Source organism: Oceanobacillus longus (assembly GCF_042650085.1).
In the GTDB taxonomy this organism is placed as follows: domain Bacteria; phylum Bacillota; class Bacilli; order Bacillales; family Amphibacillaceae; genus Oceanobacillus; species Oceanobacillus longus.
The window spans coordinates 1-23762 of sequence record NZ_JBHSAO010000006.1; the positions used below are offsets into that span (position 1 = coordinate 1).

Consider the following 23762-nt stretch of genomic DNA (forward strand, 5'->3'; position numbering starts at 1 on the left):
TAGCTTGTTACTTTCTCAAAAAGTAAAACTTAATGAGTTGTTTTAGAAAGAAAAACAAGTTTTCTTTCATTTGACATACTGGTTGTTTTGTTCAGTTTTCAAAGAGCAAATTTGTGAGTCGTTTAAAATAGCGACCCGATTAATATACCACATTCAGCAAGTATTTGTCAACATTTATTTCTTTCTTGTAAACAGATGTTGTCTTTGGTTACTGTGGACTCTTATTATAGCATTTATTATCAAAGCTTGTCAATACTGTTTTTTGTGTTTGTCGAAAAATAAAATTACTGTTTTCAAAGGCGGCATCACCCGTTCCTAAACAGTAAAATTAATATTACACGCTTTTATTCATAAAATCAACCTGATCTTACTAGAGGTTATTTCCATTTTTTCCAGAGATAACCTCTAACAGTAGTCAGACGATTACTTCGCCTTCCCAATTCATCATGCCGCCTTTCATGTTGATAACCTTAAAACCTTGTTCGTTCAAATATTTCGATGCATTCATACTTCTGGCACCCGAACGGCAAACTAGGATATAATCTTTGTTTTTATCTAATTCAGAGGCTGCTTCAGGAATATCCCCAAGTGGAATATGCTTCGCTTTCTCAATGATACCTTGTGCAACTTCCTCATCTTCTCTTACATCAATCACTACTATATTATCCTTATTCATTAGTTCTTCTACTTCTGTTGGCGTTATTTCTTTAATATCTGCCACATCAACCATCCTTTCCTATTATATGCAACTTCAATTTTACGGATATTACGTATAAGATGCAAACACTACGCACAATCTAACTGCATGAAAACAATCGTGTTTAGCGACGTAACATTTAAAAAATAAACTTTGAACGGAGTGAGTCTGCAATGAAATTCCTGTTTCTTCTATTATTATTTATTCCTTCTGTTACTTTTGCTGCTGAAACAGATCCCAAAGAAGCGATCATAATAGAAACCTATCATGAAGATGTTACGGGTGATGGTGAAAAGGAGACAATCGAATTAAAAGGGATGCTTTTCTCCCCTGATGCCCAGTATTATCAGGATATATGGGCAGAGGTCACATCGACTTCAAGTAATGACTGGAAAATACCCTATGGCGGTGGATATGATCCCGTTATACAGTTTATTGATTTAAATCATGATGGCATCAACGATATTTTTTATCAAAGTCCAACTGGTGGAAGTGGTGGGCTATATACTTATAACCTTCGGACGCTCGCAAATGGGAATATGAAGGAGATTGACTTGCCTGAACAACGTTTTGTTGAAGGGAGTTTTGAAGAAAACTTTAAGGTTTCACTCCAAATGAACCCTGGTGATAAACCAATTATAATAGAAGTAATAGATAGAGCTGGTGATTATGTACGTCTTGGTATTTATGATAAAAATGGTAAGTTATTGGTACCAACACCTCTAATGATTGATCCGATCGCTTTTTTTGAACCAATTAAGGTTAGCGACAGTAAAGGTTATGGGTTAAAAAGTTATAAACAAATAAGTGGTGCTTACCATGCGGATGGTCTCGGTACGATTGAAACACTGTGGTATTTTGAAAATAGTGAATGGGTTATTTTAAAAACAGAATGGGTACCATCGGGTTAAAACGCTCTACTTATTCTTCTTGAATATAAAGATCTCCTCTTAATATTAAGAAGAGATCTTTTTTCATTTTTTTAATTTGCTACGAAGTTAACTAGCTTTCCTGGTACGACAATCACTTTCCGAATTGTTTTACCTTCCAGCCATTTTTGCATGCCTTCATCAGCACGTGCTGCTTTTTCCAAGTCGTCTTTAGAAATATCTACGGAAACATTAATCTTCGAACGAACTTTTCCCATTACCTGTAGGACTACTTCAACTTCATCCTCAACCAATTTGGATTCGTCATAAACCGGCCATTCGGAATAGCTGATTGTTTCTGTATAACCAAGTTTCGCCCAAAGCTCTTCAGCAATATGTGGTGCAACTGGTGAAAGCAGCTTCACAATACCTTCCATATATGCTTTTGGTATACTGTCTGCTTTATAACCGTCATTGATGAACACCATCATTTGGGAAATACCAGTATTGAAATGAAGGTTCTCAAAATCATCCGTCACTTTTTTCACTGTTTCATGATATACCTTATCAAGATTAGCATTCTCTCCATCGATAATCTTATCGGAAAGTTTACCATCTTCATTGATGAATAATCTCCAAACTCGATCAAGGAATCTTCTAGCACCATCAAGTCCATTTGTTGACCAGGCAACAGATGCATCCAGTGGGCCCATGAACATTTCATATAAACGAAGTGTGTCTGCACCGTGGGAAACAACGATATCATCTGGATTAACCACATTCCCCTTAGATTTACTCATTTTTTCATTACCTTCACCAAGGATCATTCCTTGATTGTACAATTTCTGGAATGGTTCTTTTGTGGATACTACACCGATATCATACAGGAATTTATGCCAGAAACGAGCATATAGCAAGTGAAGTACGGCATGTTCCGCTCCACCGATGTAAATATCGATTGGCAACCATTCTTTCAATGCTTCTGGATCTGCAAGCTGTTCCGTATTGTCCGGGTCGATATAACGAAGGAAATACCAGCAGCTGCCTGCCCATTGTGGCATCGTATTTGTTTCACGGCGCCCCTTCATACCTGTTTTTGGATCAATGACATGGACCCAGTCTGTATTATTGGCAAGAGGTGACTCTCCTGTACCAGATGGTTTTATCTCCGACATCACTGGAAGTTCCAATGGTAGCTCTTCTTCAGGAACCGCTGACATCGAACCATCTTCCCAATGAATAATTGGAATAGGCTCACCCCAGTAGCGTTGTCTTGCGAACAACCAGTCACGTAGACGATACGTGATCTTCTTTTCGCCTTTATTTTCTGAAACAAGCCAGTCAATCATTTTACTAATCGCTTCATCTTTTCCAAGACCATTCAAGAAGTCAGAGTTTACATGTTCACCATCACCTGTATAAGCTTCTTTTGTAACCTCTCCACCGGCCACAACTTCTATGATCGGCAGCTCAAATTTGGTTGCAAATTCATAGTCACGTTCATCATGTGCTGGTACCGCCATAATTGCACCCGTCCCATAACTCATCAATACGTAATCAGCAACCCAGATCGGCATCTTTTCATTATTAACTGGATTAATCGCATATGCTCCAGTAAATACACCGGTTTTACCTTTTGCAAGATCGGTTCGCTCAAGGTCAGATTTTGTTTGTACCTCATTCAAATAAGCATCAACTGCATTTGTTTGTTCTGCAGTTGTAATTTTTTTAACAAATGGATGTTCTGGAGCAAGTACGGCATAGGTTGCACCAAACAATGTATCTGGACGTGTTGTAAAGACAGTAAATTCTTCATCATGTCCGTCAATATGGAACGTTACTTCAGCACCTTCTGAGCGACCAATCCAGTTGCGTTGCATTTCTTTTAAACTGTCCGGCCAATCCAAATCATCCAGATCTTCAAGAAGGCGATCTGCATAAGCAGTTATTTTCAGCATCCATTGTTTCATTGGCTTACGTACAACAGGATGCCCACCACGTTCACTTTTTCCATCAATAACTTCTTCGTTTGCCAGCACCGTTCCAAGAGCAGGACACCAGTTAACAGCAACTTCATCAATATAGGCAAGACCCTTTTCATAAAGCTTAATGAATATCCATTGTGTCCATTTATAATAATTTGGATCAGTTGTATTTACTTCACGGTCCCAATCATAAGAGAAACCAAGCTCCTGGATTTGACGTTTAAAAGTAGCAATGTTTTTCGCAGTGAATTCTGCAGGACTATTCCCTGTGTCTATAGCATATTGCTCTGCTGGAAGACCGAAAGCATCCCAGCCCATTGGATGTAACACTTCATAACCTTGCATTCGTTTCATGCGAGATAGAATATCCGTTGCTGTATAGCCTTCCGGATGCCCAACATGGAGCCCAACCCCTGATGGATATGGGAACATATCAAGTGCATAAAATTTATCCTTTTCGGAAAAGGTCTCCGTTTTAAATGTTTTATTTTCCAACCAATGTTTTTGCCATTTCTTTTCAATTTGCTGATGGTTAAAACTCATATTCTTTACCTTCCTTCCACTGCTCAACACTCTATTCGAGGGCCGCTTAACATTAGCTTCAACAACAAAAAAAGCCACTCATCCCTATGTAGGGACGAGAAGCTTTATCTCCCGCGGTACCACCCAAATTAACGCTAAAATTGCGTTCGCTTGTAATCCTTAACGCGGATGGATCGGCAGAAGCTACTTGCGTTCACTTCTGCAACATTAAAGGTGAGTTCATAAATATTTCCAGCAGCAGTTTCCACCAAACACTACTTCTCTAAGCCTGAAAAAATTTACTACTAATCCTTATCAGAGTCGTTGAATTATTTATCCGAATTATAATGAAAACGCGCCTCATTGTCAAGGCGACACGTATTTTCTATTTAATGCTTCATTCTATGTGAAATGTTCAAATTTGATAGTGCGCCGTTTTCAGAAATATTTTAATTTATATTTTATTCCTTGTAAAAGCGCTTTCATGATAAAATAAGTGAAAACATTAAATTTATAACGAAGGAAAGTGCTCATACATGCTAAAAGGCGTCTTAAACTATGCACATTATTTACTCGAAGAATCCATTGAAAAAGGTGAAAAAGTAATTGATGCAACGTGTGGTAATGGAAATGACACCTTATTTTTAAGCAACATTGTCGGCGAACACGGACATGTCTATGCTTTTGATCTCCAGGAACAAGCCATTGCAAGTACTAGGAAAGCATTGATTAGCTATCAACGGACAAATGTATCGCTTATTCATGATAGCCATGCACAAATTGGTGACTATATAAAGAAAACAGAGATCGGTGGAGCCATATTCAATCTCGGATACTTGCCGAAAAGCGATAAATCCATTATTACAAAAGCAGAGTCCACCGTAACTGCAATTGATTCTATTTTAACTCTATTAAAGAAAGGTGGTCTTGTTGTTCTTGTCGTATACTATGGACATAAGGGCGGTAAGGATGAGAAAAAGTCTTTATTGGCATACCTTCTTCAACTGGACCAGAAAGAATATAATGTATTACGCTATGGCTTTATCAATCAGAAAAACGACCCACCATTTATTCTTGCGATAGAGAAAAAGATCTAGGATCCTGTCACTTCCCAAATTTTGCCCCCAAAAACAGGTGCTGGTTTTCTCGCTTTAAGAAGCTGGCTCCTTTTTCGCTCGTGGCTCAGTCTCCTATCCTACTACTGCTCCATATGATTAATTCCAATATTTAAACAGTGCAGCTACTCCTCTAAAAAGCAGTCGAAACGGAATAATAATCAGTTCTGGAATAAATAGCAGGATGTCCATTATCCAGTCCCAAGCACTGCCTTTCTTCTTTTTATCTTGTTGAAGTGAACGCATCATTCTTTCTCCTTTTCTAATTTTTCTAGACGTATCTCCAACTTTTTAATTTGGGTTTGGGCTCCTACAGCGAAAACAAATGCTAATATCCCAAAAACGAATGCAACTGTTTCCAAGCATCATCACTTCTTACATCTTATTGATTTATACGATTAGAAAGGAAATAAAGTTTCAATTTCTTAGGTAAATAAATGATGAAATAATCGATCTCTATCCTCAAAAAATTGTTTCATAACCGTAAAATGATCGGTGTCTTCCAATTTTGTCTCCTTCATTCCCACATCCGTTAACTGTAGAATTTTTGCATCTGGATATGCCATCATTATTGGGGAATGTGTAGCAATAATAAATTGAGATTCCTGATTTACCAAATCATGAATTCTAGCCAACATGGATAATTGTCTTAATGGTGATAACGATGCTTCAGGTTCATCAAGAATATACAAGCCCCTACCTTGAAAACGATTGATAAAGGCGGCAAAAAAGGACTCGCCATGTGATTGTTGATGCAGGGACTTCCCACCAAATGAATCGATAATTCTAGAGCCTCTACCTGGACTTGAATCCATTTCCTCTATATTGCTCGCCAAATTATAAAATGTTTCAGCCCTGAAGAAAAAGCTATCATCCGGTCTAAAAGCCCCCTTCACAATCCGCAGATACCTGTCTAAGTTAGCATGTGAATCAAAACTGGAGAAGTTAAAATTCTTTGTACCACCTTCTGGATTAAAACCTAATTCAATGGCAATCCCTTCAAGCAGGGTAGATTTTCCCATCCCATTCTCACCGACGATATATGTTACATTTGGATGAAATACCAATTCCTCCATCCTTTTAACGACTGGAAGATTAAACGGAAAGCTATCGTATGATTCAATCATCTCTGATTTTAGATATACACTTTTCATATACTGGTTATCCTTGTTCAATTTCACGATTAATACGCCATCCTTTTTATTTCTTTTAGAATTTTTACTTTTTAATGCTCTCGTAATACCTATTGGTCCAAATCCATAAAACATCAATATGAATAGTATATAGGCGATATATCCACCAGCAATTAAAGCTACAAGCATCATCACAAACATCACTAATTGTTTAGTTAATGTATGAAATTTCGAGAAAGAAAATTTGTCTAATGGAAACAAATCATCTGGGAACCACTCACCAAATTTTTTTTTGCCTTTTCTAACTCATCCAGTTTTATGGGCAATTTTTGCATGGATGACGGCAAGCCTTATTATATTCTATAATCTTTCTATTTATTTCCTTCATGTCCTTTTCCGTTTCGGCTTCATGTATAAGGGTGGATTTCTCTTTTTGCAATTGAAGCCAAAATTATCTTTTTCACCAGACTCCTTCAACATATCACCAATCAAATCATTGTATTCTTTGTCCATGATTGATTCCTCCAATTTATTAAGCAAATAACTAATAAACTCCCAATATCAAAAAGATAATCGGAAAAACACTGAAACTGATATTTACGATAAAATGACATACAATCAGTGGAAAGAGCCGCTTCTGTTTATGAAAAATTAACCCGCTGAAAGCACCCCATACAAAAAATGCAGCAGCATAGACGATTGCTCCCTGTAATGTTACCGCAAGCATCGTATGCTGCAAAGCAAAACCGATGGAAGGGATCAGAATAGCAACCCATACTTTTTTATAATGCTTGTTAAATGTCGGCTGTGCATATCCGCGATACATCATTTCCTCGATTGGCGCATTGAAAAAGGGAAACAGCAGAGATACAAATGCAGCAAACCACAGTAGCCATTTCGGTCGCTCATACAAAAAAGCTTCCTCTCCGGCAAATACTGCCTCAAACTGTTGAAACATCTCTGCTCCATGCATGACAAACATGATGCCCATTACCGTTAATACAAATGGGATAAACAGCAGAAACAACCAAAGAAATCCATAAAGAATGTCACTACCCAGACGGTCGCGCTGATATCCGACTAATTCCTTAAACGACCGCCCCTCAACCTTCAATAGCCGATGTAGAAGCACGAAGCATGAGATGTTGACCACTGTAAAGTACACGGTTGACAGTTCCGAAAGAAACGGAAACTGAAATTCCAGACCAAACAATTGTAACAATAAAAACATAACGATCATGGCAATGATTAACATGGGAAAGCGAATAAGCGATATAATCCACGCATGCTTTAACATGTGGTTGCCACTCCTTTAATCACAGAGTTTATCAAACTTAACCCAGAATTTTATAAAAACCAGTGGCCTTCCCTTCAAAACCTCTCCGTTTATAAAATAGATGTGAATCATCCCGTTCATCGCGGTTTCCACTGTTCAAAACAAGCTTTTGAATCCCTTTTTTCCTTAGCCCAAACTTCTGTTTCCAACAACAACTTCTTCCCAACTCCCTGCTTTCTATAGTTAGAATCCACTACAAATGCTACGATTCTGACGTAGTCATCATTTTTTTCATAATGATGACTCCATATCATACCAATCATGCCAGCTACAATGCCATTTACCTCTGCAACGAATGTATGATAAAAAGGTGATGCATTTATATTTGAGAAGCGTGCTTCCATTTCCTCTATTGTTGTTGGGTATCCTAGTTCACCCATTAGCCTAGCTAAGTGAGGCACATCATTTTCTTCCGCTTTTCGTATTAGTACGTTCATTCTGTTCCCTCCCACTTGCATAAACTTCCTATAATATATTTCTATAAATAGCAGTAAATACCTTTAATAATTTTTTACAAAAATCGATAATTACCTTGCATTACAAGTTAGATAAATATATACTTTTACTATACCTTGTAATACAAGTCAAATTATAATAACTAAATACCTTGCAATGCAAGACTATCGGAGGCGAATCCAGCTTGTCAACAACACAGATGATGAAGGGGATCCTTGATGGGTGTCTTTTAGCAATTATAAAAGATAAAGAAGTTTATGGCTATGAGCTTGCTGAAAGGCTTGGCGAATACGGCTTTCAAAATTTCAGTGAAGGTACAATCTATCCACTTTTACTAAGGATGCAAAAAGAAAAGTTAATTACTTCCACGTTAAAAAAGTCGACTGCTGGACCAAAAAGAAAATACTATTCGCTTACTGAAAAAGGAGAAGAAGAATTGCAAAAGTTTCTCCAACGATGGAGTCACATGCAAAGCAGTGTTAACAATGTGCTTAATCATGAAACAAGTAATCATGAGGAGATGAGAGAATGATTAAACAGGAAGTAGCTCTATCACGGAAGAGTAGAAAATTTTTAGAAGATTTGCGTGTGTACCTTTTTTCTAGTGGAAAAAACGAACTGGAAACGAATGAAATCGTTGAAGAGCTGGAGGACCACCTAATCGAAGCGGAGAAAAACGGGAAGTCGATTGAACATATTGTCGGTCAATCTCCGAAATCCTATATGAGAAAAATTTCTAATGAAATGACAATAGATTATAAAGCGTGGATAAAATATATTCCAATTATTTTATTTGGAGCATTTTCGTTTGTCATTATCGGTGATTTATTTGAAGGATTGCTTTCGTACTCCCTCATGGAAATTCTAGGTTTTATTGCTATAACTGCACTGTTTCTAGCCGGTGTTTCTGTGACATTCCGGTATGTATCAGCAAATAACGTATCAACTAGAAAACAATTCATCATTTTTTTCCTGCTTGGAATGTTTCCTATGTGCTTATTTATTGGCCTGATATTTCTTAACGGTGCAATTTCAACCCCTATCATCCATTTTGGCATGACTGGCTCAATCATTACTGCAATTCTAACATTTATTTTTGTCTTAGCCGTTTCTATCTGGGCGAAAACATGGGTAATATTAGTTCTGCTAGCCTTACTGACACTTCCAGATTTCTTTTTAAGCTACACAACGATGACCGAATCACCCCGCTTGATCACCGGGACAATGATAACATTTGGTGGCATCGCTATTTATCTATTTCTAACGAGTCGTATGAATAAGGCATAACCCCTTACAAATGGGATTACAAAAAAACTATGTAATCCCATTTCTTTATTTACTCGGATATAGTCCCTGAAGAAATTCAACCGACTGATTGATTAATGCTTTTAAAACGTCTATTTCTATATCTGCTACTTTATTGATATAGACACAAGCTTTTCCTGTCGTATGCTTCCCAAAATCCTTCAACAGTTCTCCTCTTCTATCATCCCCAGTAGCAAAGTAGAGACTATGTTTTGCTTTACGCGGCGAAAAGCCAACTAACGGTGCATCGCCCTCATGACCTGTTTCATATTTATAATGATACGAACCGAATCCTATAATACTTGGTCCCCACATCTTTGCTTCAAAACCCGTTGTTTCCGTAAAGATATCCAGAAGTTTGTAGGCATCCTCCCGCTTTTTGGGATTATCCACATTTTCGATAAATTCTATTACACTACGGTCTGTTTCTTTTGTTTTTAACTCATACATGTTCGTTCCCTCCTCAGGAATTTTCCATTTTATGATAAAATTTAATGGTGAAATTAATAAATTTTGCAGTCGTTCCACTCGCCTTCAGTAGCGCCTTGCACATCTCTTCTGAACCTCTTACCTGCTCCAATTTTTCATCAGCTAAATAGAGTCCAACAAGGCCCTGAACGATCAATTCATGAAATCTCCTGTCTGGAAGTTGTTTAACATGTTTGTTAGACTGCTTGATAAAGTAGATGAGACGTTCCTTCATTTCATGATCATCGGAATAAAAATTACAGAAATTCAGATCTCCCTCTTCCATGTCTTCTTGCTGATCAATATAATAATCAAGCATGATATGTAAGCCTTGCATGAATGGAAAATATCCATTATATATAATCTGTGATATGTTGCTATCCATTTTACCACCTAATGTATAGGATACAAGACAATAGATTCCTATTGTCGAACCCGCTGCTGCAGCGTATTCATACCATGGTAATTCGGATACCTTCTCTTTGTTTTCCTCGTACCAACTTGTTAAACGGGGTATTCTCTCCTCAACGGTTACATGCTTATGTACCTGTAAATCAGCATACATTTCCTCCAATTGCCAGACCTGATCGATAATCGTTGTATAACCATCCAGTTCTTCAAGAATTTGTTGACATGTTCCTACGAGCTCTGTTAAGTATCCCCCGTCATTCTGATTTTCACGTAGACGGTAATAGTTCTTCAACTCCTTATTGTCAGGGGTCAGAGCGTCTTTCATTGCCAGATGCAATAGTCGGAAATCATGAGGATCAAGAGATGTACTGCGATCACAAAGATTATCAAGATAGTCACTGATTGTCTGATAGGCAACAATGAAGCGAATCGCTGTTTTCGCATTCTCGCCCGCAAGGAGTGCATACACACCCCCACCCTGACAATGAAACTTTTTGGAATCAATACTCGCAATTGCCTGTGACCTCAATTCCTTATTGGGAATCTGTTCCGCCCGATTTCTCCAATAATTGATTTCCTCATCCACCATCGGAAAAATTTTCTGAAAACTGGACCTTAGTAGTGAAATAGCGTTGCCTGGTGCCCGATTCACATGGTTCCCTCCATTCCATACATTATTCCATCATATTTGCTATACTAATTATATCACCAAAATGAATTGAAAAATACAAATGAAAACAGGGGGAATAATCATGATTGACCACTATCATCATATATATCCAAAAATTCATGATACTGCTTTTATCGCAAAAGATGCGGTGATTAATGGAGACGTCGAAATTGGCGAAGAATCAAGCATCTGGTTCAAAACTGTGATTCGTGGAGATGTTGCACCTACCCGTATAGGCAAAAGGGTTAGTATTCAAGATCTATCCATGCTACATCAAAGTCCTAATAACCCGCTTATTGTGGAAGACGATGTAACGGTTGGCCACCAGGTTACCCTCCACTCAGCCATCATCCGTAAAAATGCATTGGTCGGAATGGGGTCGATTATTTTGGATGGAGCAGAAGTTGGCGAAAATGCATTCGTCGGAGCTGGAAGTCTCGTCCCACCAGGTAAAAAAATCCCGCCAAACACCATGGTAATGGGTAGGCCAGCCAAGGTTGTAAGGGAACTGACCGAAGAAGATTATGCTGAAATGGAACGTGTTAGAAAATCATACGTGGAAAAAGGGAAATATTATAGAGAGCATACAAATATGGGGCTTTAAGTTGAGCTATTTATATAATTTATAGTTTTAAATCTATCAGCATTTCTTTATAGGAGGAATGCTTTTATCTTGTCTAAAAAGAAAAAACAACATAAACATTACTATACTCAATAAAAATTTATTGCAAAACAATAAAACACCTGTTAAAATCAATTTTATAATAATTAAATGAGGTGCTTTTTATGAAACGTGGATCAACACTCTTTTTAAAATTGGCTGTAATTCTTATTGGAATTCCAGTTCTTGCTTTATGCCTATTTGGGTTGCCTTGGTTAGTTAATAATCCAGTAAATCCAGATTATTCGCTTATCCTATATCCAATTTTAATAGGTATATATGTATCCGTAATCCCTTTTTTCTTTGCATTGTATCAGGCTTTTAAACTATTAAGCTATATTGACAAAAACCAGGCTTTCTCTCCATTGTCGGTTAAAGCTCTAAAAAAAATCAAATTGTGTGCAATGACAATCTGTGGCTTGTATGTGGTAATATTGCCCTTTGTCTTTCTCGTAGCAGAGCTTGACAATGCACCAGGTCTGATCATAGTAGGAATGGTTCCTGCTTTTGCATCATTGGTGATTGCAGTATTTGCTGCTGTTCTTCAAAGACTTTTAAAAGAAGCAATTGATATAAAATCGGAAAATGACTTAATCATCTGAGGTGAAAACAATGGCAATAATAATCAATATTGATGTGATGTTGGCTAAAAGGAAAATGAGTGTTACAGAGCTTTCGGAGAGGGTTGGAATAACAATGGCCAATCTTTCTATATTGAAAAATGGAAAGGCTAAAGCGGTTCGATTATCTACTTTAGAGTCAATTTGTAAGGCGTTAGATTGTCAGCCTGGGGATATCTTAGAATACCGAAGTGATGAAAAAATCTTAGATTAATAAAGACATTTATTCAAATTTAAGGCACAACTATAAGAGCAATAAAACACAGTTGGGAACAGGCACTATCGTGTTTGTTTCCTGTTGTTATTATATGAAGAATAGATAAAGTTATGGTTGCATTTTATATCAACTACAAGGATTAAAAGCACACCCCCATTTCGAATATAGCTTACAAATGAAAACCTAACTACAAATTAAACATCCCAAAGAAATCAGATCTGAATACGACTACTACAGTAGCAATGATAAATATCAACTGAATTAGTGTAAACAGATAATTATTTTTATCTTTTAGATATTTCCATTCCATATAAGCCCGTATTAATTCTTGTACTGCCATAATGACCATACCAACTACGAATAAATACCAGGAAGTTTCCATACCAAAATTCGAAGAGTCAGCAATCAGGTAAAACATAGCAATCAAATAAGCGATAACAGAAATTACTCGTATTCTTTTATCATACTTTTTATGTGTATCATTAACATAATGATTAGAGAACCATTTCTGACGTTCAACATTCAATAATTTCCTCATGATCCAATTAAAAATGAAAAGGATTAGTGAAAGAGTCCCTGTTAGGATAACTATTTTCAATATTAAATGATCGCCATTATCATAATAATACATACCCTACCCTCCCTTACTTCTATACTACCAAACTTTATTCGAATAAATAACTACTGTTTTGGCGAATGTTTACTTGCCAAAAAGCCACACAGCCTTTACAGGGTTGTGTGGCTTTCTATCATACGTTTTATTTCGTCATTGCTACTAATTCATCAATTTTGTCTGTTTTCTCCCATGGGAATAAGATATCAGTTCTGCCAAAATGTCCATAAGCAGCAGTTTCTTTGTATATTGGTTTACGCAAGTCAAGCATACGGATAATTCCTGCTGGTCGCAAATCGAATAATTTACGGACTGCATCTACAAGAACTTCCTCGCTAACCTTTCCTGTACCAAATGTGTTAATTGCAATGGACACAGGTTCTGCTACACCGATCGCGTACGCCAATTGAACTTCACATGACTTTGCAAGGCCAGCAGCTACAATATTTTTAGCAACATAACGTGCAGCATATGCAGCAGAACGGTCTACTTTTGTAGCGTCTTTCCCACTGAATGCTCCCCCACCATGGCGTGCATACCCGCCATATGTGTCAACAATAATCTTACGGCCCGTTAAGCCGACATCTCCTTGTGGTCCACCGATAACGAAGCGGCCAGTCGGATTAATAAAGTACTTCGTAGATTCATCAAGTAAGGCAGCAGGAACAACTTCACGAATAACATGTTCTATCATATCTTTTTCAATTTGTTCCGTAGTTGTATCCTGGTGATGTTGTGTAGAAATAACAATTGTATCAACTCGAACCGGTTGATCATTTTCATCATACTCTATAGTTACCTGTGTTTTTCCATCTGGACGTAAATAATCCAATACATTTTCTTTTCGGACATCTGCCAAACGTTTGGATAGTTTATGTGCCAGTGAAATAGGTAAAGGCATGTATTCTTCTGTTTCGTCACAGGCAAAACCGAACATTAATCCTTGGTCTCCTGCACCAATTGCATCAATCTCATCTTCACTCATTTTTCCTTGACGTGCTTCCAGTGCAGTATCAACTCCACCAGCAATATCCGCAGATTGTTCATCAATTGCAGTAAGTACGGCACATGTTTCATAGTCAAAGCCATATTTTGCACGTGTATAGCCAATTCCTTTGACTGTTTCTCGAACAATCGCTGGAATATCTACATAGGTGCTTGTGGAAATTTCACCTGCTACTAATACGAGACCAGTTGTAACAGTAGTTTCACATGCTACCCTTGCATTTGGATCTTTCTTTAAAATTTCATCCAGAACTGCATCGGATATTTGGTCTGCCATTTTATCCGGATGTCCCTCTGTTACGGATTCTGATGTAAATAAACGACGATTTGCAGCCATATGGCTAAACTCTCCTTTGTTATGTGTTACGGAACTCGATATCAATTTTCTCTTCTATATTATTCAAAGTACCTTCAAAAGGTAAAACAATTTTTATATGACCAGTTAAATATGTTTTCATTAAAAATAATTTTACTATCCTTAAAAACAAAAAAAGCCTTTCCTACAATGCATGAGGAAAGGGACTACAAGCTGGCCTTTCGCTCTTATTGTTCAAGGAAAAATCCTTGCATCAGGTTAGCACCTTTTCACCGTAGTGATGGTTGCTGGGCTTCATCGGGTCTGTCCCTCCACCAACTCTGAATAAGAGAGTATCCGTTCAAAATTAGATTACCGAAACAATGGTAAACTGTCAACTGTTTTAACGATGTAAGCGGAATCACATAAATTTCATAAATTCTTATTTAATTAGTATGGACTATTAATTTAAATGTGTTATACTAATAACCATATTAAGATAAATAATCTGAAAAGTTATTTCATTATAACATACAAAACCTTTAAAAAGGCAGGAGAATTCAATATGAAAACTGTGGAAAAGTCATTACTAAAAGAGCTTTACACCCATCAAAATATTCACCAAAACTTATCGGTGTCACAATTAGTTGAGAAGATCTTAAGCCGTAATGAAGGAAGTTTGACTTCAACTGGTGCAGTTTGTGCTTCAACTGGAACATATACTGGCCGTTCACCAAAGGATAAATTTATTGTGAACGATGAAGTTTCTAAGGATTTTATTGACTGGGGAAAAGTAAACCAACCTATTCGTGAAGAAGTATTTGATCTTTTGTACAGAAAAGTGATTGACTATTTAAATGGGAAAGAGGAAATTTATCAGTTTAAAGGTTTTGCAGGAGCCGATGAGAAATACCGTTTACCGATTCAGGTAATCAGTGAATACGCATGGCACAATCTATTTTCAAGACAGTTATTTATACCACCGACAGAAGAAGAACTAGATAATCATCAAGCTGATTTTACTGTTGTTTCTGCTCCTGACTTTAAAGCAGATCCAGCGATAGATGGTACGAATTCAGAAGCTTTCATATTGATTTCCTTCAAGAAACGCATCGTATTAATTGGGGGTACGGAATATGCGGGAGAAATCAAAAAATCAATCTTCTCTATCATGAACTACTTACTCCCACAACGTAATGTGCTATCCATGCATTGTTCTGCAAATGTCGGTGCTGAAGGTGATGTCGCATTATTCTTCGGTCTATCCGGTACTGGAAAAACAACATTGTCGGCAGATCCTTATCGTCGTTTAATTGGTGATGATGAACATGGTTGGAGTCCAAATGGCGTGTTTAATATTGAAGGCGGCTGTTATGCAAAATGTATCAATCTCTCTGAAGAAAAGGAACCGCAAATTTTTAATGCCATTCGCTATGGTTCTGTACTTGAAAACGTGATTTTGGATTCGGAATCACGTATTCCAGATTATGATGATATATCTCTAACTGAAAATACGCGCGCAGCATACCCGCTTGAAAATATTGATAATATCGTTATACCAAGTGTTGCAGGGCATCCGAATACAATCATTTTCCTGACAGCCGATGCTTCGGGTACATTGCCACCGATTAGCAGATTAACGAAGGAACAGGCGATGTATCATTTTCTTAGTGGTTACACGAGCAAACTAGCTGGTACCGAACGTGGCGTAACAGAACCGCAGGCCACATTCTCTGCTTGCTTCGGCTCTCCATTCCTCCCTTTAGCTCCATCAAAATACGCAGAAATGCTTGGGGAAAAGATCGATATGTATGAATCCAGCGTCTTTTTGGTTAACACTGGTTGGACTGGTGGCTCTTATGGTAAAGGAAATCGTATGAAGCTTTCCTACACTCGTGCAATGATCCATTCTGCATTGGAAGGTGAATTGAACTCTGTTGAAACAGTAACCGATGGCATCTTTGGATTAGAAATTCCAATGCATGTACCCGGTGTTCCTGATGAAGTTCTTATCCCTAAGAATACATGGGACGACAAAGCTGCCTATCAAAAAGCTGCTGAATCACTTGCCCTTAAATTCCAAAAGAACTTTGAAAAATTCACGTTGGCAAGTGACAAAATCAAGCAAGCAGGTCCTTTGTATAAAGGTTAAAACGTTGTTTCCTCATCCCAAAAGGATTATATATAGGAGTGAAAGTCTTGGTCAGCTTTTATGCTAGTTGCCGGTCTCCCGATGGAGGCCGGCTTTTTTACTTTGGCTCTTTTCGTAAACTTTGTTGCTTTTTTAACCTTCGCAGTTTCTATAAACTACGACGTAACTGCTAGTTGATTTCCGCTGCGCACAGTTGCTTTCCGCGGGCACGGCCTCAGCCTCCTCGAGATAACCACTCTGCGGAGTCTTCGGACACGTGCTGGGACTGCGATTACTCGCCCCATCGAAAACATTTGTTCCCGCAGGAGTCAACTGTCCTCCGCTCCAATCAACTGCCTTAATAGAGCGAATTCATTAACTACTCATTAAAGTGCTTTTAAATTTTTTATTGGACACTATACTAGCTCTGGGAAATACACGGAGACTTCTGCGGGAGGAAAGGCATAGGTGAGACTCTGAAATGCTTCAGCATGAAGAGGCTCACCAGCCGCCCGCGAAAAGCGCAGTGTATTTCCCAGAGCGATCGCCGAAGTTCCCTATTCTAGTTCGCATTTTATCTCGACTACGGAGCAGTTAACAACAATCCATGCGAAAAGTCCTTTACTTTTTAATAGTATTTGAGAGCTGAGTTGGGTGCGGTATTTGGTTTTGTATGTAGCGTTCGATACACTGTATACCACTCTTCTTCATCTGGGCATTCACACATTTTTCTCATATCGCATAAAATGTGTTGATAAACCATCACATATTTTGAAGGGAAAGAATTGTATGAAGAAAATTAGATTCATTGCTGTTTTGTCAGGTTTTTTCCTCATTTTCCTTTCGGCTTGTAATGCTGCGGAAACAACAAAAATAAGTTTAGCAGAGGTTACGCGTTCTCTCTTTTATGCACCACAGTATGTAGCGCTTGAGAAGGGATTTTTTGAAGAGGAAGGCCTTGACGTTGAGCTGCAAACTACATGGGGCGGCGATACGACGATGACTGCACTTCTTTCAGGTGGGGCTGATATTGCATTGGTCGGATCTGAGACATCCATTTACGTGTATGCACAGGATTCAAGGGATTATGCGATTAACTTCGCACAACTAACCCAGACAGATGGTACTTTTCTGGTAGCAAAGGAACCAAAACCTGATTTTACATGGGAAGATCTTGAAGGTAGTAACTTTTTAGGACAGCGTGTTGGCGGCATGCCTCAAATGGTTGGAGAATATGTCTTAAAGCAACATGGCATTGATCCACACGCAGACCTCGACCTTGTTCAGAACATCGATTTTGCGAATATTGCCGGCGCCTTTGCCTCTGGGGATTACGACTATGTTCAATTGTTTGAACCAACTGCGAGTGTATTTGAAAAAGAAGGTCAAGGTCATATTGTCGCTTCCTTCGGTGAGGAATCGGGAAAAGTCCCTTATACCGTCTTTATGACGAAACAAAGCTATATGGAAGAGAATGATAAAGCTGTGGAAGCGTTCACCCGTGCGATTTATAAAGCACAACAATGGGTTCAGGAAAGCAGTGCTGAAGAAATAGCTGAAGTCATCGAGCCTTACTTTGAGGATACCGATTTGGAAATGCTCGCATCATCAATTGATCGCTATAAAAGCCAGGGATCCTTTGCCACTGATCCAATCTTGGATGAGGAAGAGTGGGATAATTTGAAAGCCATTATGAAAGAGGCTGGAGAACTTCCTGTTGATGCCCCTTATGGTGACTTAGTGGATACCGACTATGCTGAAAGAGTCATGACGGATTAAAAGGAGGAGAGCTTGTGTCATTTTTGACTTTAGACCATGTCTCCCATCATTATTTCTCTAAAAATAGCTTTACCAAAGCATTAAATAATATTTCTTTAAACGTTAAAGAGGGAGAATTTGTCGCATTGCTTGGACCGAGTGGGTGTGGTAAGTCTACCCTTCTCTCCATTATTGCTGGCATCATCCGACAAACGGAAGGAAATGTTTTCCTCCAGGGAAAAGCGATTGGGGAATCCGAAATGGATATTGGTTATATGCTCCAGCAGGATTACCTCTTTCCTTGGAAAACGATTATTGATAACACGCTGCTCGGGCCTAAAATCAATAAGATTAATACCATGGAATTAAAGGATAAAGCAGTTCAACTGCTTGATGAGGTTGGCTTAAGAGATGTTTCTAAAAAATATCCAAATGAACTCTCTGGTGGTATGCGTCAGCGTGTAGCATTAGTAAGAACGCTCATTAATGATCCAAAAATTTTATTGCTTGATGAACCATTTTCAGCACTTGATTACCAGACAAAACTGAATCTGGAGGATCTCGTCGCAGATTTACTGAAATCCTATCATAAAACCGCTGTACTTGTAACACATGATATTGGAGAAGCAATCGCAATGAGCGACCGCATTGTTATGATGAATGCCAATCCGGGGTCAATTGCCAAAGTATATGATGTTCCAATCGAGCTTCGTAACGAAGTCCCTTTTATGGTAAGACGTCATCCAAAGTTCCAGATTCTATTTGATAAAATTTGGGATGAACTCGAAGCAAAGGGGTCAGACAAAAAGGCGGTGGAAATCTCATATGAATGATCGCCAATTATTTGAAAGGTATCAACGGGGATTAAAAAGGGAAACAAAAATCATTTTCAGTTGGCAGCTAAGCATTCTAATTGTGTGTATCGGCCTCTGGGAAACAGCCAGCCGCTTCTATTGGATCGATCCATTGTTATTTAGCTCGCCAAGTAAGGTTTTTAATCTGCTCGTAACCCGTTTTGCGAATGGTTCTATTTTTACCCATATACAGATAACTCTCTTTGAAACGATCATTGGGTTTATCATCGGAACAATCGGCGGAATTATTATCGCTACGATGCTCTGGTCATCCGGACGGTTCGCAAAAATTATGGACCCCTATCTTGTTATATTCAATGCAATGCCAAAAGTAGCTCTCGGACCAATTCTTATTGTAGCACTCGGGCCTGGTTATCTTTCTATTATCGCTATGGGGTTCATCATTTCGGTTATCGTAACCACCTTAGTTGTCTTCTCCGCATTTAATGAAGTTGATCCAAACTATGAGAAAGTACTGCGGAGTTTCGGTGCAACGCGATGGCAATGCTTCAAGGAAGCCATTTTCCCAGCAGCCATGCCTGCCATGATTTCTACTTTGAAAGTAAATGTTGGCCTTTCTTGGGTTGGTGTTATTGTGGGGGAATATCTCGTATCCAAACAAGGCCTTGGATATTTAATTATCTATGGATTTCAAGTATTTGATTTCACCCTCGTTATGTCAAGCCTTGTTATCATCGCTATCTTGGCAGCGATGATGTATAAGTTGGTGGAAAGGCTCGAGCGTTGGCTAATCAGAAACAGAAATATATAGCTTGATTCTTCAGGCTGTATATTTCTGCTTTTTTTGTTGATTGATTGTGAAGCTTACGGCAATTTTTATTTAAATGGCTGTTTTCTAAAAGATTGGGACTGCGGTTACTCTTCCTACCGAAAATATTTGTGGTATTGCCACAAAATCTATAAAATGCGAAGTAACTTTAGGTTTATTTCCAGGATTTGTGCTTTTCCCGCCGTCCGGGATCGCTCTGGGCGGATGCTTTCCGCGAGCACGGCCTCAGCCTCCTCGAGAAACCCACTCTGCGGGGTCTTCGGACACTTGCTTTTCCCGCAGGAGTCACCGCCCGCCACTCACCCGGACTGGTGAAGCTATGTGATATGATTTATATTGCAGTTAATAGTTTGTAAGCTTAAAACCAGCTCTGGGGAAATATACGAAGACTCCAGCGGGAGGAAAGGCATCGGTGAGACCCCGGAGTGCGGTAGCACGAGGAGGGCTCACCAGCCGCCCGCGGAAAGCGAAGTATATTTCCCCAGAGCGGTCGCCAAAGTAACTTATCTAGTTCGCATTTTATCTCAACTCTGCGATGATTGAATAGCAACAAACACGACGAAAATTAGCTTTAAAAAAGATCAAACCCATCAGGATTTGATCTTTGTTCATTGTATTTTATTGCTTTTAATGTATTTCATGCAGTTTTCCAGAACTCCGTCTTTCATAATAAAACTGTATTTCTTGATATATTTGACTTTACCAGGGATATAGTTGAGCAGAATAGGTCCTTCTGTTTCGTAATAAGTTTCCTGTTCTGTCAGCTTATCAATCGTAGCAAAGTAAACATTTTTTATTACCGTATCGCTTCTGCCGTCTACCATATACTGACCAATATAATTAATATCCTGGATGGTACCGCCTGTTTCTTCCATCACTTCTCGTATGGCAGCTTCTTTAGCTGTTTCTCCTTCTTCCACTTTCCCACCTGGAAACTCCAATCCGCGTTCACTGTGTTTGGTTAAAAGCCACTGCCCTTTATGCCTGCATATCACCCACACATGCATGGGACTTTCAGAAAAGGGGTGATCTTCAAAGGAAAGCTTTACTTCATTGTTGTAATAATCTCTGAATGTTATCAAATAATTCAACTGCCTTTTTTGCTGGTTGGAAAATTAGTTATATGTGATATTTGTTATTTTCCAATCGTTATCAAATCTGAATTCCAACTCCAGCGAGTAGTTGCCATCAAGATCTGTATGGTTGTCCTGAACAACTTTTACCGTTGAAGCGTCCACAGTTATCATATCATAATCATTTTCTTCAAGAAACCATGGTGGCGTTTCTGTTGGCAAAATATACATACCATCTGCTTCCTCACTGTAATAAAAGTCAACAAATTGCTGTGCAGTTTCCTTCGTTGTTACTTTTTCGAATTCATTCAGAAGTTCATCTTTTGTATCGAAATGAATTACTTTATAATTGGCATCGATATCCTGTACGAGAATATCCATGAATCGATTTGTTATTTTTATTACTTCCTCATGTGTTAATTTCTGTTCTCCCTGTGTTTTCACTACTTCTTTAACGGAAGATAATGTTTTGATTTGCTGATGGTCATTCGCAAATACCTGCTCCTTATTGACAGTCAGATTCCCCACCAATAGGAATAGCGCAATGACTCCTATTGGTATAATCCACTTTAATGTCATATGATGTTTTTTCATTTTAAATCCCCCTGGTCGTTCATAAAGTGTTATGTGCTTTTTCTATTCCTTTTATTCCAAGAGATTAAACACGTTTTACAATTTATATTCCAAAATTTAGCTACATATGATTGTCCGATAAGATTCCCATTGATTCAATATGGGATTTTGTCTGTTCATCCCCAAGTTGATGGAGCATTCTAAATGCTTCTGTGATGTTTATGTCATATTCATCGTTGGCTTTGTCATTATGATATGGAACGATTGGAATATGAGCACGTATAAACGAATCAAAGCTTGCTCCGTGCATGTTCTCCATTGTGGCTCTTAACAAGGCTATATCTTCGGAATTTGCGTGGATTACATAATCATCATTATTTTGATAGCGGTTCTTGGAAATTTCGCCAGTACCAACGTTCACATAGTATTTTCCCTTTTCCAATTACAGCACCTCCTGTCTTTAATTTGGCTCATTCACAAAAATTTAACCAAAAAGAGCATTTGCCCATAGTCAGGCAAATGCTCGAATGTTATTTATTATCGTTTTTCTGGATCATCATTGATAAGTGGATCTGTATCATCGATAGTCTGTTCCGTAGACTTATTAAGATTCACTTCTGTATCTTCCATCAGATCTGTTACATCAGATTGTTTCGCTTTTTGTTCTTTCACGGATGTTTCATCAATCGTGTTATCAAACTTACGTAAGTATTTGCTTGCAAAATCTTTTCCGCCAAGTCCAAATGCAAGACCGAATGCTAAAGCTACACCACCAAGGATGAGGATAAATGCTGCATTAACAATAGTCGGAGCAATTCCAAGTTGTGTCAGCGCCATAAATCCAGCTAATACAAAAATGGCATACTTCGCAAAACCGGCCAGCGCATTAGCAGCAGGACCATCTAGGATATTTCTCAACAGCTTTTGAACCATATTTCCCAGGATAATCGCTACTCCTAGAATTAGCACTGCAGCAAGCACATGTGGAATATAAGCTGTAATTATAGTAGCAATTCCTACAAGGAAGTCAAGCTGTACAAGATTCAATGCCTGTACGGTAAGGAAAAATACAATCAGTATTTGTACGATATATCCTACAATTGTAGAAGGTATCATTATATTGGACGCTCGGTTACTACTGCCAACATTTAATTTAGAAGATAATCGATTGAAACCTAGTCGTTGTAAATAATCTTCCACAAACCCACCAATCAGCTTACCTAACCAAACACCGACAAGAACAAGTCCAATTGCAACTAGGATACTTGGAATCATGTTCATTATTGTGTTCAGCATCGCAATAGCCGGGTCTGTAATTCCTCTTAGTTCAAGTTGTTCAAGTGCAGCAATCGTAATTGGAATCAAGATTAAGATAAATACGATATTACCTACAAATGCCGCAAAGCTTGTCCCTTCAAACAATTTGGTAAGCTTCAGGCGATCAATCAGTTTTTCGGAACCAACGGCATGCAACAGATTCGTTACAATACGCTGAACAATTTTAGCTACAAACCATCCTACTCCAAAAATAATGGTTGCTGCAATCAATTTCGGAATGAATCCAAGGATCGTTGCCAATAAGCCACTAAATGGTTCTGCTACACCTTGAATATTCAGTGCATCAAGAACACCTGGGATGAACAACAGTAAAATTAGATAAAATACGATCTTACCAATTGTTTGTGTATATTTTTGTATATCTGTTTCTGTTTTTGCCAGCTTAAATTTGAAAAGCAAATGTTGTAAATTGACTTTTTTGCTTCCTTCAACAATTAACCATTGGGCAATACTCGCAATAACCCATGCTAGTAAAAGAATAAGTGCTGCGCTTAGAACTGCGGGTATAAAGTTCAGTAATGTAGAAATAAGTTCAGAAAGTGGATTTGCAATCATATTCAGATTCAATACATTGAAGAACAGAATGAAGACAACCACTAGAAGTATGTAATAGACCACTCTTCCAATGAGCTTAGCTGCGTTTACTGGTTTATCACTTGTACGGTATTTGTTTATTAATTTATCGTCCCAATCGGTTTTTTTCAACGCTTTTTCAACTAAATTCCCGATTAATTTGGCGATCAACCAACCTACTAATAAAACAATGAGTGCTACTACAAAATTTTGCAGTCCTTGCATAAAACTACCCGACAAATAATCGTTCATAAAATTGTTCATACATATCAAGCTCCCTTCAAGTATATACCT

General features: G+C 38.2%; 26 protein-coding genes, 1 riboswitch and 1 other annotated feature. Of the genes, 11 read left to right on the plus strand and 15 right to left on the minus strand.

All coding sequences use genetic code 11. The features are described from left to right. Positions 1-415: 415 nt before the first annotated feature. The gene (locus tag ACFOUV_RS07640) at positions 416-730 is read right to left on the minus strand and encodes a rhodanese-like domain-containing protein (RefSeq protein ID WP_379496165.1); all 315 of its coding nucleotides are present in this window, start codon (positions 728-730) and stop codon (positions 416-418) included. 140 nt (positions 731-870) lie between these two features. Here ACFOUV_RS07640 and ACFOUV_RS07645 point away from each other — a divergent pair, with 140 nt between their 5' ends. Next, positions 871-1608: a hypothetical protein gene (locus ACFOUV_RS07645; RefSeq protein WP_379496166.1), complete on the plus strand. Its 738-nt coding sequence runs from the start codon at positions 871-873 to the stop codon at positions 1606-1608. Between the two features lie 71 nt (positions 1609-1679). On the opposite strand, the gene leuS is transcribed toward ACFOUV_RS07645, so the two are convergent. Further along, positions 1680-4094 (minus strand): leucine--tRNA ligase, encoded by a 2415-nt coding sequence (gene leuS, locus ACFOUV_RS07650; protein WP_379496167.1) that lies wholly within the window; start codon positions 4092-4094, stop codon positions 1680-1682. Between the two features lie 87 nt (positions 4095-4181). After that, positions 4182-4401: a binding site (T-box leader), on the minus strand. Positions 4402-4609: 208 nt separating this feature from the next. Between leuS and ACFOUV_RS07655 the strand changes: the two genes are divergently transcribed. Further along, positions 4610-5170: a tRNA (mnm(5)s(2)U34)-methyltransferase gene (locus ACFOUV_RS07655; protein ID WP_379496168.1), complete on the plus strand. Its 561-nt coding sequence runs from the start codon at positions 4610-4612 to the stop codon at positions 5168-5170. A 117-nt stretch (positions 5171-5287) separates the two neighbouring features. On the opposite strand, the gene ACFOUV_RS07660 is transcribed toward ACFOUV_RS07655, so the two are convergent. The 5 genes from ACFOUV_RS07660 to ACFOUV_RS07680 form a co-directional block, all read right to left on the minus strand. Next, positions 5288-5437, minus strand: coding sequence for a hypothetical protein (locus tag ACFOUV_RS07660; protein WP_379496169.1), 150 nt, complete (start codon positions 5435-5437; stop codon positions 5288-5290). Positions 5438-5613: 176 nt separating this feature from the next. Continuing rightward, entirely contained in the window at positions 5614-6342 is a 729-nt protein-coding gene (locus tag ACFOUV_RS07665) for an AAA family ATPase (protein ID WP_379496584.1), read from the minus strand. 363 nt (positions 6343-6705) lie between these two features. After that, entirely contained in the window at positions 6706-6834 is a 129-nt protein-coding gene (locus ACFOUV_RS07670; protein WP_379496170.1) for a hypothetical protein, read from the minus strand. Positions 6835-6865: 31 nt separating this feature from the next. Continuing rightward, on the minus strand, positions 6866-7618 hold the full coding sequence (locus ACFOUV_RS07675) for a CPBP family intramembrane glutamic endopeptidase (protein ID WP_379496171.1): 753 nt from the start codon (positions 7616-7618) through the stop codon (positions 6866-6868). Positions 7619-7734: 116 nt separating this feature from the next. Further along, positions 7735-8094: a GNAT family N-acetyltransferase gene (locus ACFOUV_RS07680; RefSeq protein ID WP_379496172.1), complete on the minus strand. Its 360-nt coding sequence runs from the start codon at positions 8092-8094 to the stop codon at positions 7735-7737. 203 nt (positions 8095-8297) lie between these two features. Between ACFOUV_RS07680 and ACFOUV_RS07685 the strand changes: the two genes are divergently transcribed. After that, on the plus strand, positions 8298-8645 hold the full coding sequence (locus ACFOUV_RS07685; RefSeq protein WP_379496173.1) for a PadR family transcriptional regulator: 348 nt from the start codon (positions 8298-8300) through the stop codon (positions 8643-8645). After that, positions 8642-9400, plus strand: coding sequence for a DUF1129 family protein (locus ACFOUV_RS07690; RefSeq protein ID WP_379496174.1), 759 nt, complete (start codon positions 8642-8644; stop codon positions 9398-9400). Before ACFOUV_RS07685 ends, ACFOUV_RS07690 begins: the two co-directional genes overlap by 4 nt. 45 nt (positions 9401-9445) lie before the next feature. Here the strand turns inward: ACFOUV_RS07690 and ACFOUV_RS07695 are convergent, their stop codons facing one another. After that, positions 9446-9868: a DUF1801 domain-containing protein gene (locus ACFOUV_RS07695; RefSeq protein WP_379496175.1), complete on the minus strand. Its 423-nt coding sequence runs from the start codon at positions 9866-9868 to the stop codon at positions 9446-9448. 13 nt (positions 9869-9881) lie between these two features. Next, entirely contained in the window at positions 9882-10949 is a 1068-nt protein-coding gene (locus ACFOUV_RS07700) for a tetraprenyl-beta-curcumene synthase family protein (RefSeq protein WP_379496176.1), read from the minus strand. 100 nt (positions 10950-11049) lie between these two features. Between ACFOUV_RS07700 and ACFOUV_RS07705 the strand changes: the two genes are divergently transcribed. The 3 genes from ACFOUV_RS07705 to ACFOUV_RS07715 all read left to right on the plus strand — a co-directional run bounded on the left by ACFOUV_RS07705 (position 11050) and on the right by ACFOUV_RS07715 (position 12462). Further along, on the plus strand, positions 11050-11571 hold the full coding sequence (locus tag ACFOUV_RS07705; RefSeq protein WP_379496177.1) for a gamma carbonic anhydrase: 522 nt from the start codon (positions 11050-11052) through the stop codon (positions 11569-11571). A gap of 182 nt (positions 11572-11753) precedes the next feature. Next, on the plus strand, positions 11754-12230 hold the full coding sequence (locus tag ACFOUV_RS07710) for a DUF2975 domain-containing protein (RefSeq protein WP_379496178.1): 477 nt from the start codon (positions 11754-11756) through the stop codon (positions 12228-12230). Positions 12231-12240: 10 nt separating this feature from the next. After that, positions 12241-12462, plus strand: coding sequence for a helix-turn-helix domain-containing protein (locus ACFOUV_RS07715; protein ID WP_379496179.1), 222 nt, complete (start codon positions 12241-12243; stop codon positions 12460-12462). A gap of 190 nt (positions 12463-12652) precedes the next feature. On the opposite strand, the gene ACFOUV_RS07720 is transcribed toward ACFOUV_RS07715, so the two are convergent. Then, positions 12653-13096: a DUF4181 domain-containing protein gene (locus ACFOUV_RS07720; protein ID WP_379496180.1), complete on the minus strand. Its 444-nt coding sequence runs from the start codon at positions 13094-13096 to the stop codon at positions 12653-12655. Between the two features lie 127 nt (positions 13097-13223). After that, complete coding sequence (gene metK / locus ACFOUV_RS07725; RefSeq protein WP_379496181.1) at positions 13224-14420, minus strand: methionine adenosyltransferase; 1197 nt, start codon at positions 14418-14420, stop codon at positions 13224-13226. 203 nt (positions 14421-14623) lie between these two features. Further along, a riboswitch (SAM riboswitch) is annotated at positions 14624-14730 on the minus strand. Positions 14731-14943: 213 nt separating this feature from the next. Here metK and pckA point away from each other — a divergent pair. The 4 genes from pckA (at position 14944) to ACFOUV_RS07745 (ending at position 19893) form a co-directional block, all read left to right on the plus strand. After that, a complete protein-coding gene (gene pckA, locus ACFOUV_RS07730; RefSeq protein WP_379496182.1) occupies positions 14944-16530 on the plus strand; it encodes a phosphoenolpyruvate carboxykinase (ATP) in 1587 nt (528 codons plus the stop codon). 768 nt (positions 16531-17298) lie between these two features. Beyond that, the gene (locus tag ACFOUV_RS07735) at positions 17299-18288 is read left to right on the plus strand and encodes an ABC transporter substrate-binding protein (protein ID WP_379496183.1); all 990 of its coding nucleotides are present in this window, start codon (positions 17299-17301) and stop codon (positions 18286-18288) included. Positions 18289-18302: 14 nt separating this feature from the next. Next, complete coding sequence (locus ACFOUV_RS07740; RefSeq protein ID WP_379496184.1) at positions 18303-19100, plus strand: ABC transporter ATP-binding protein; 798 nt, start codon at positions 18303-18305, stop codon at positions 19098-19100. Next, positions 19093-19893 (plus strand): ABC transporter permease, encoded by an 801-nt coding sequence (locus ACFOUV_RS07745; protein ID WP_379496185.1) that lies wholly within the window; start codon positions 19093-19095, stop codon positions 19891-19893. Before ACFOUV_RS07740 ends, ACFOUV_RS07745 begins: the two co-directional genes overlap by 8 nt. 626 nt (positions 19894-20519) lie before the next feature. Here ACFOUV_RS07745 and ytkD read toward each other — a convergent pair. The 4 genes from ytkD to ACFOUV_RS07765 form a co-directional block, all read right to left on the minus strand. After that, a complete protein-coding gene (gene ytkD, locus ACFOUV_RS07750; protein WP_379496186.1) occupies positions 20520-20993 on the minus strand; it encodes an RNA deprotection pyrophosphohydrolase in 474 nt (157 codons plus the stop codon). 33 nt (positions 20994-21026) lie between these two features. Further along, positions 21027-21578 (minus strand): hypothetical protein, encoded by a 552-nt coding sequence (locus tag ACFOUV_RS07755; RefSeq protein WP_379496187.1) that lies wholly within the window; start codon positions 21576-21578, stop codon positions 21027-21029. Positions 21579-21678: 100 nt separating this feature from the next. Beyond that, entirely contained in the window at positions 21679-21999 is a 321-nt protein-coding gene (locus ACFOUV_RS07760; RefSeq protein ID WP_379496188.1) for a hydrolase, read from the minus strand. A gap of 95 nt (positions 22000-22094) precedes the next feature. Further along, positions 22095-23732 (minus strand): mechanosensitive ion channel, encoded by a 1638-nt coding sequence (locus ACFOUV_RS07765; RefSeq protein WP_379496189.1) that lies wholly within the window; start codon positions 23730-23732, stop codon positions 22095-22097. Positions 23733-23762: the final 30 nt, after the last annotated feature.

Bases quoted from the DNA above. Each gene is read 5' to 3' on its own strand.
- ACFOUV_RS07665 (WP_379496584.1), bottom strand. From the start codon at position 6,342: ATGAAAAGTGTATATCTAAAATCAGAGATGATTGAATCATACGATAGC.
- ACFOUV_RS07765 (WP_379496189.1), bottom strand. From the start codon at position 23,732: ATGAACAATTTTATGAACGATTATTTGTCGGGTAGTTTTATGCAAGGA.
- ACFOUV_RS07710 (WP_379496178.1), top strand. From the start codon at position 11,754: ATGAAACGTGGATCAACACTCTTTTTAAAATTGGCTGTAATTCTTATT.
- ACFOUV_RS07640 (WP_379496165.1), bottom strand. From the start codon at position 730: ATGGTTGATGTGGCAGATATTAAAGAAATAACGCCAACAGAAGTAGAA.
- ACFOUV_RS07660 (WP_379496169.1), bottom strand. From the start codon at position 5,437: ATGATGCGTTCACTTCAACAAGATAAAAAGAAGAAAGGCAGTGCTTGG.
- ACFOUV_RS07655 (WP_379496168.1), top strand. From the start codon at position 4,610: ATGCTAAAAGGCGTCTTAAACTATGCACATTATTTACTCGAAGAATCC.
- ACFOUV_RS07670 (WP_379496170.1), bottom strand. From the start codon at position 6,834: ATGGACAAAGAATACAATGATTTGATTGGTGATATGTTGAAGGAGTCT.
- ACFOUV_RS07705 (WP_379496177.1), top strand. From the start codon at position 11,050: ATGATTGACCACTATCATCATATATATCCAAAAATTCATGATACTGCT.
- ACFOUV_RS07720 (WP_379496180.1), bottom strand. From the start codon at position 13,096: ATGTATTATTATGATAATGGCGATCATTTAATATTGAAAATAGTTATC.
- ACFOUV_RS07735 (WP_379496183.1), top strand. From the start codon at position 17,299: ATGAAGAAAATTAGATTCATTGCTGTTTTGTCAGGTTTTTTCCTCATT.
- ACFOUV_RS07755 (WP_379496187.1), bottom strand. From the start codon at position 21,578: ATGAAAAAACATCATATGACATTAAAGTGGATTATACCAATAGGAGTC.
- pckA (WP_379496182.1), top strand. From the start codon at position 14,944: ATGAAAACTGTGGAAAAGTCATTACTAAAAGAGCTTTACACCCATCAA.
- ACFOUV_RS07645 (WP_379496166.1), top strand. From the start codon at position 871: ATGAAATTCCTGTTTCTTCTATTATTATTTATTCCTTCTGTTACTTTT.
- metK (WP_379496181.1), bottom strand. From the start codon at position 14,420: ATGGCTGCAAATCGTCGTTTATTTACATCAGAATCCGTAACAGAGGGA.
- ACFOUV_RS07675 (WP_379496171.1), bottom strand. From the start codon at position 7,618: ATGTTAAAGCATGCGTGGATTATATCGCTTATTCGCTTTCCCATGTTA.
- ACFOUV_RS07695 (WP_379496175.1), bottom strand. From the start codon at position 9,868: ATGTATGAGTTAAAAACAAAAGAAACAGACCGTAGTGTAATAGAATTT.
- ACFOUV_RS07680 (WP_379496172.1), bottom strand. From the start codon at position 8,094: ATGAACGTACTAATACGAAAAGCGGAAGAAAATGATGTGCCTCACTTA.
- ACFOUV_RS07690 (WP_379496174.1), top strand. From the start codon at position 8,642: ATGATTAAACAGGAAGTAGCTCTATCACGGAAGAGTAGAAAATTTTTA.
- ACFOUV_RS07715 (WP_379496179.1), top strand. From the start codon at position 12,241: ATGGCAATAATAATCAATATTGATGTGATGTTGGCTAAAAGGAAAATG.
- leuS (WP_379496167.1), bottom strand. From the start codon at position 4,094: ATGAGTTTTAACCATCAGCAAATTGAAAAGAAATGGCAAAAACATTGG.
- ACFOUV_RS07745 (WP_379496185.1), top strand. From the start codon at position 19,093: ATGAATGATCGCCAATTATTTGAAAGGTATCAACGGGGATTAAAAAGG.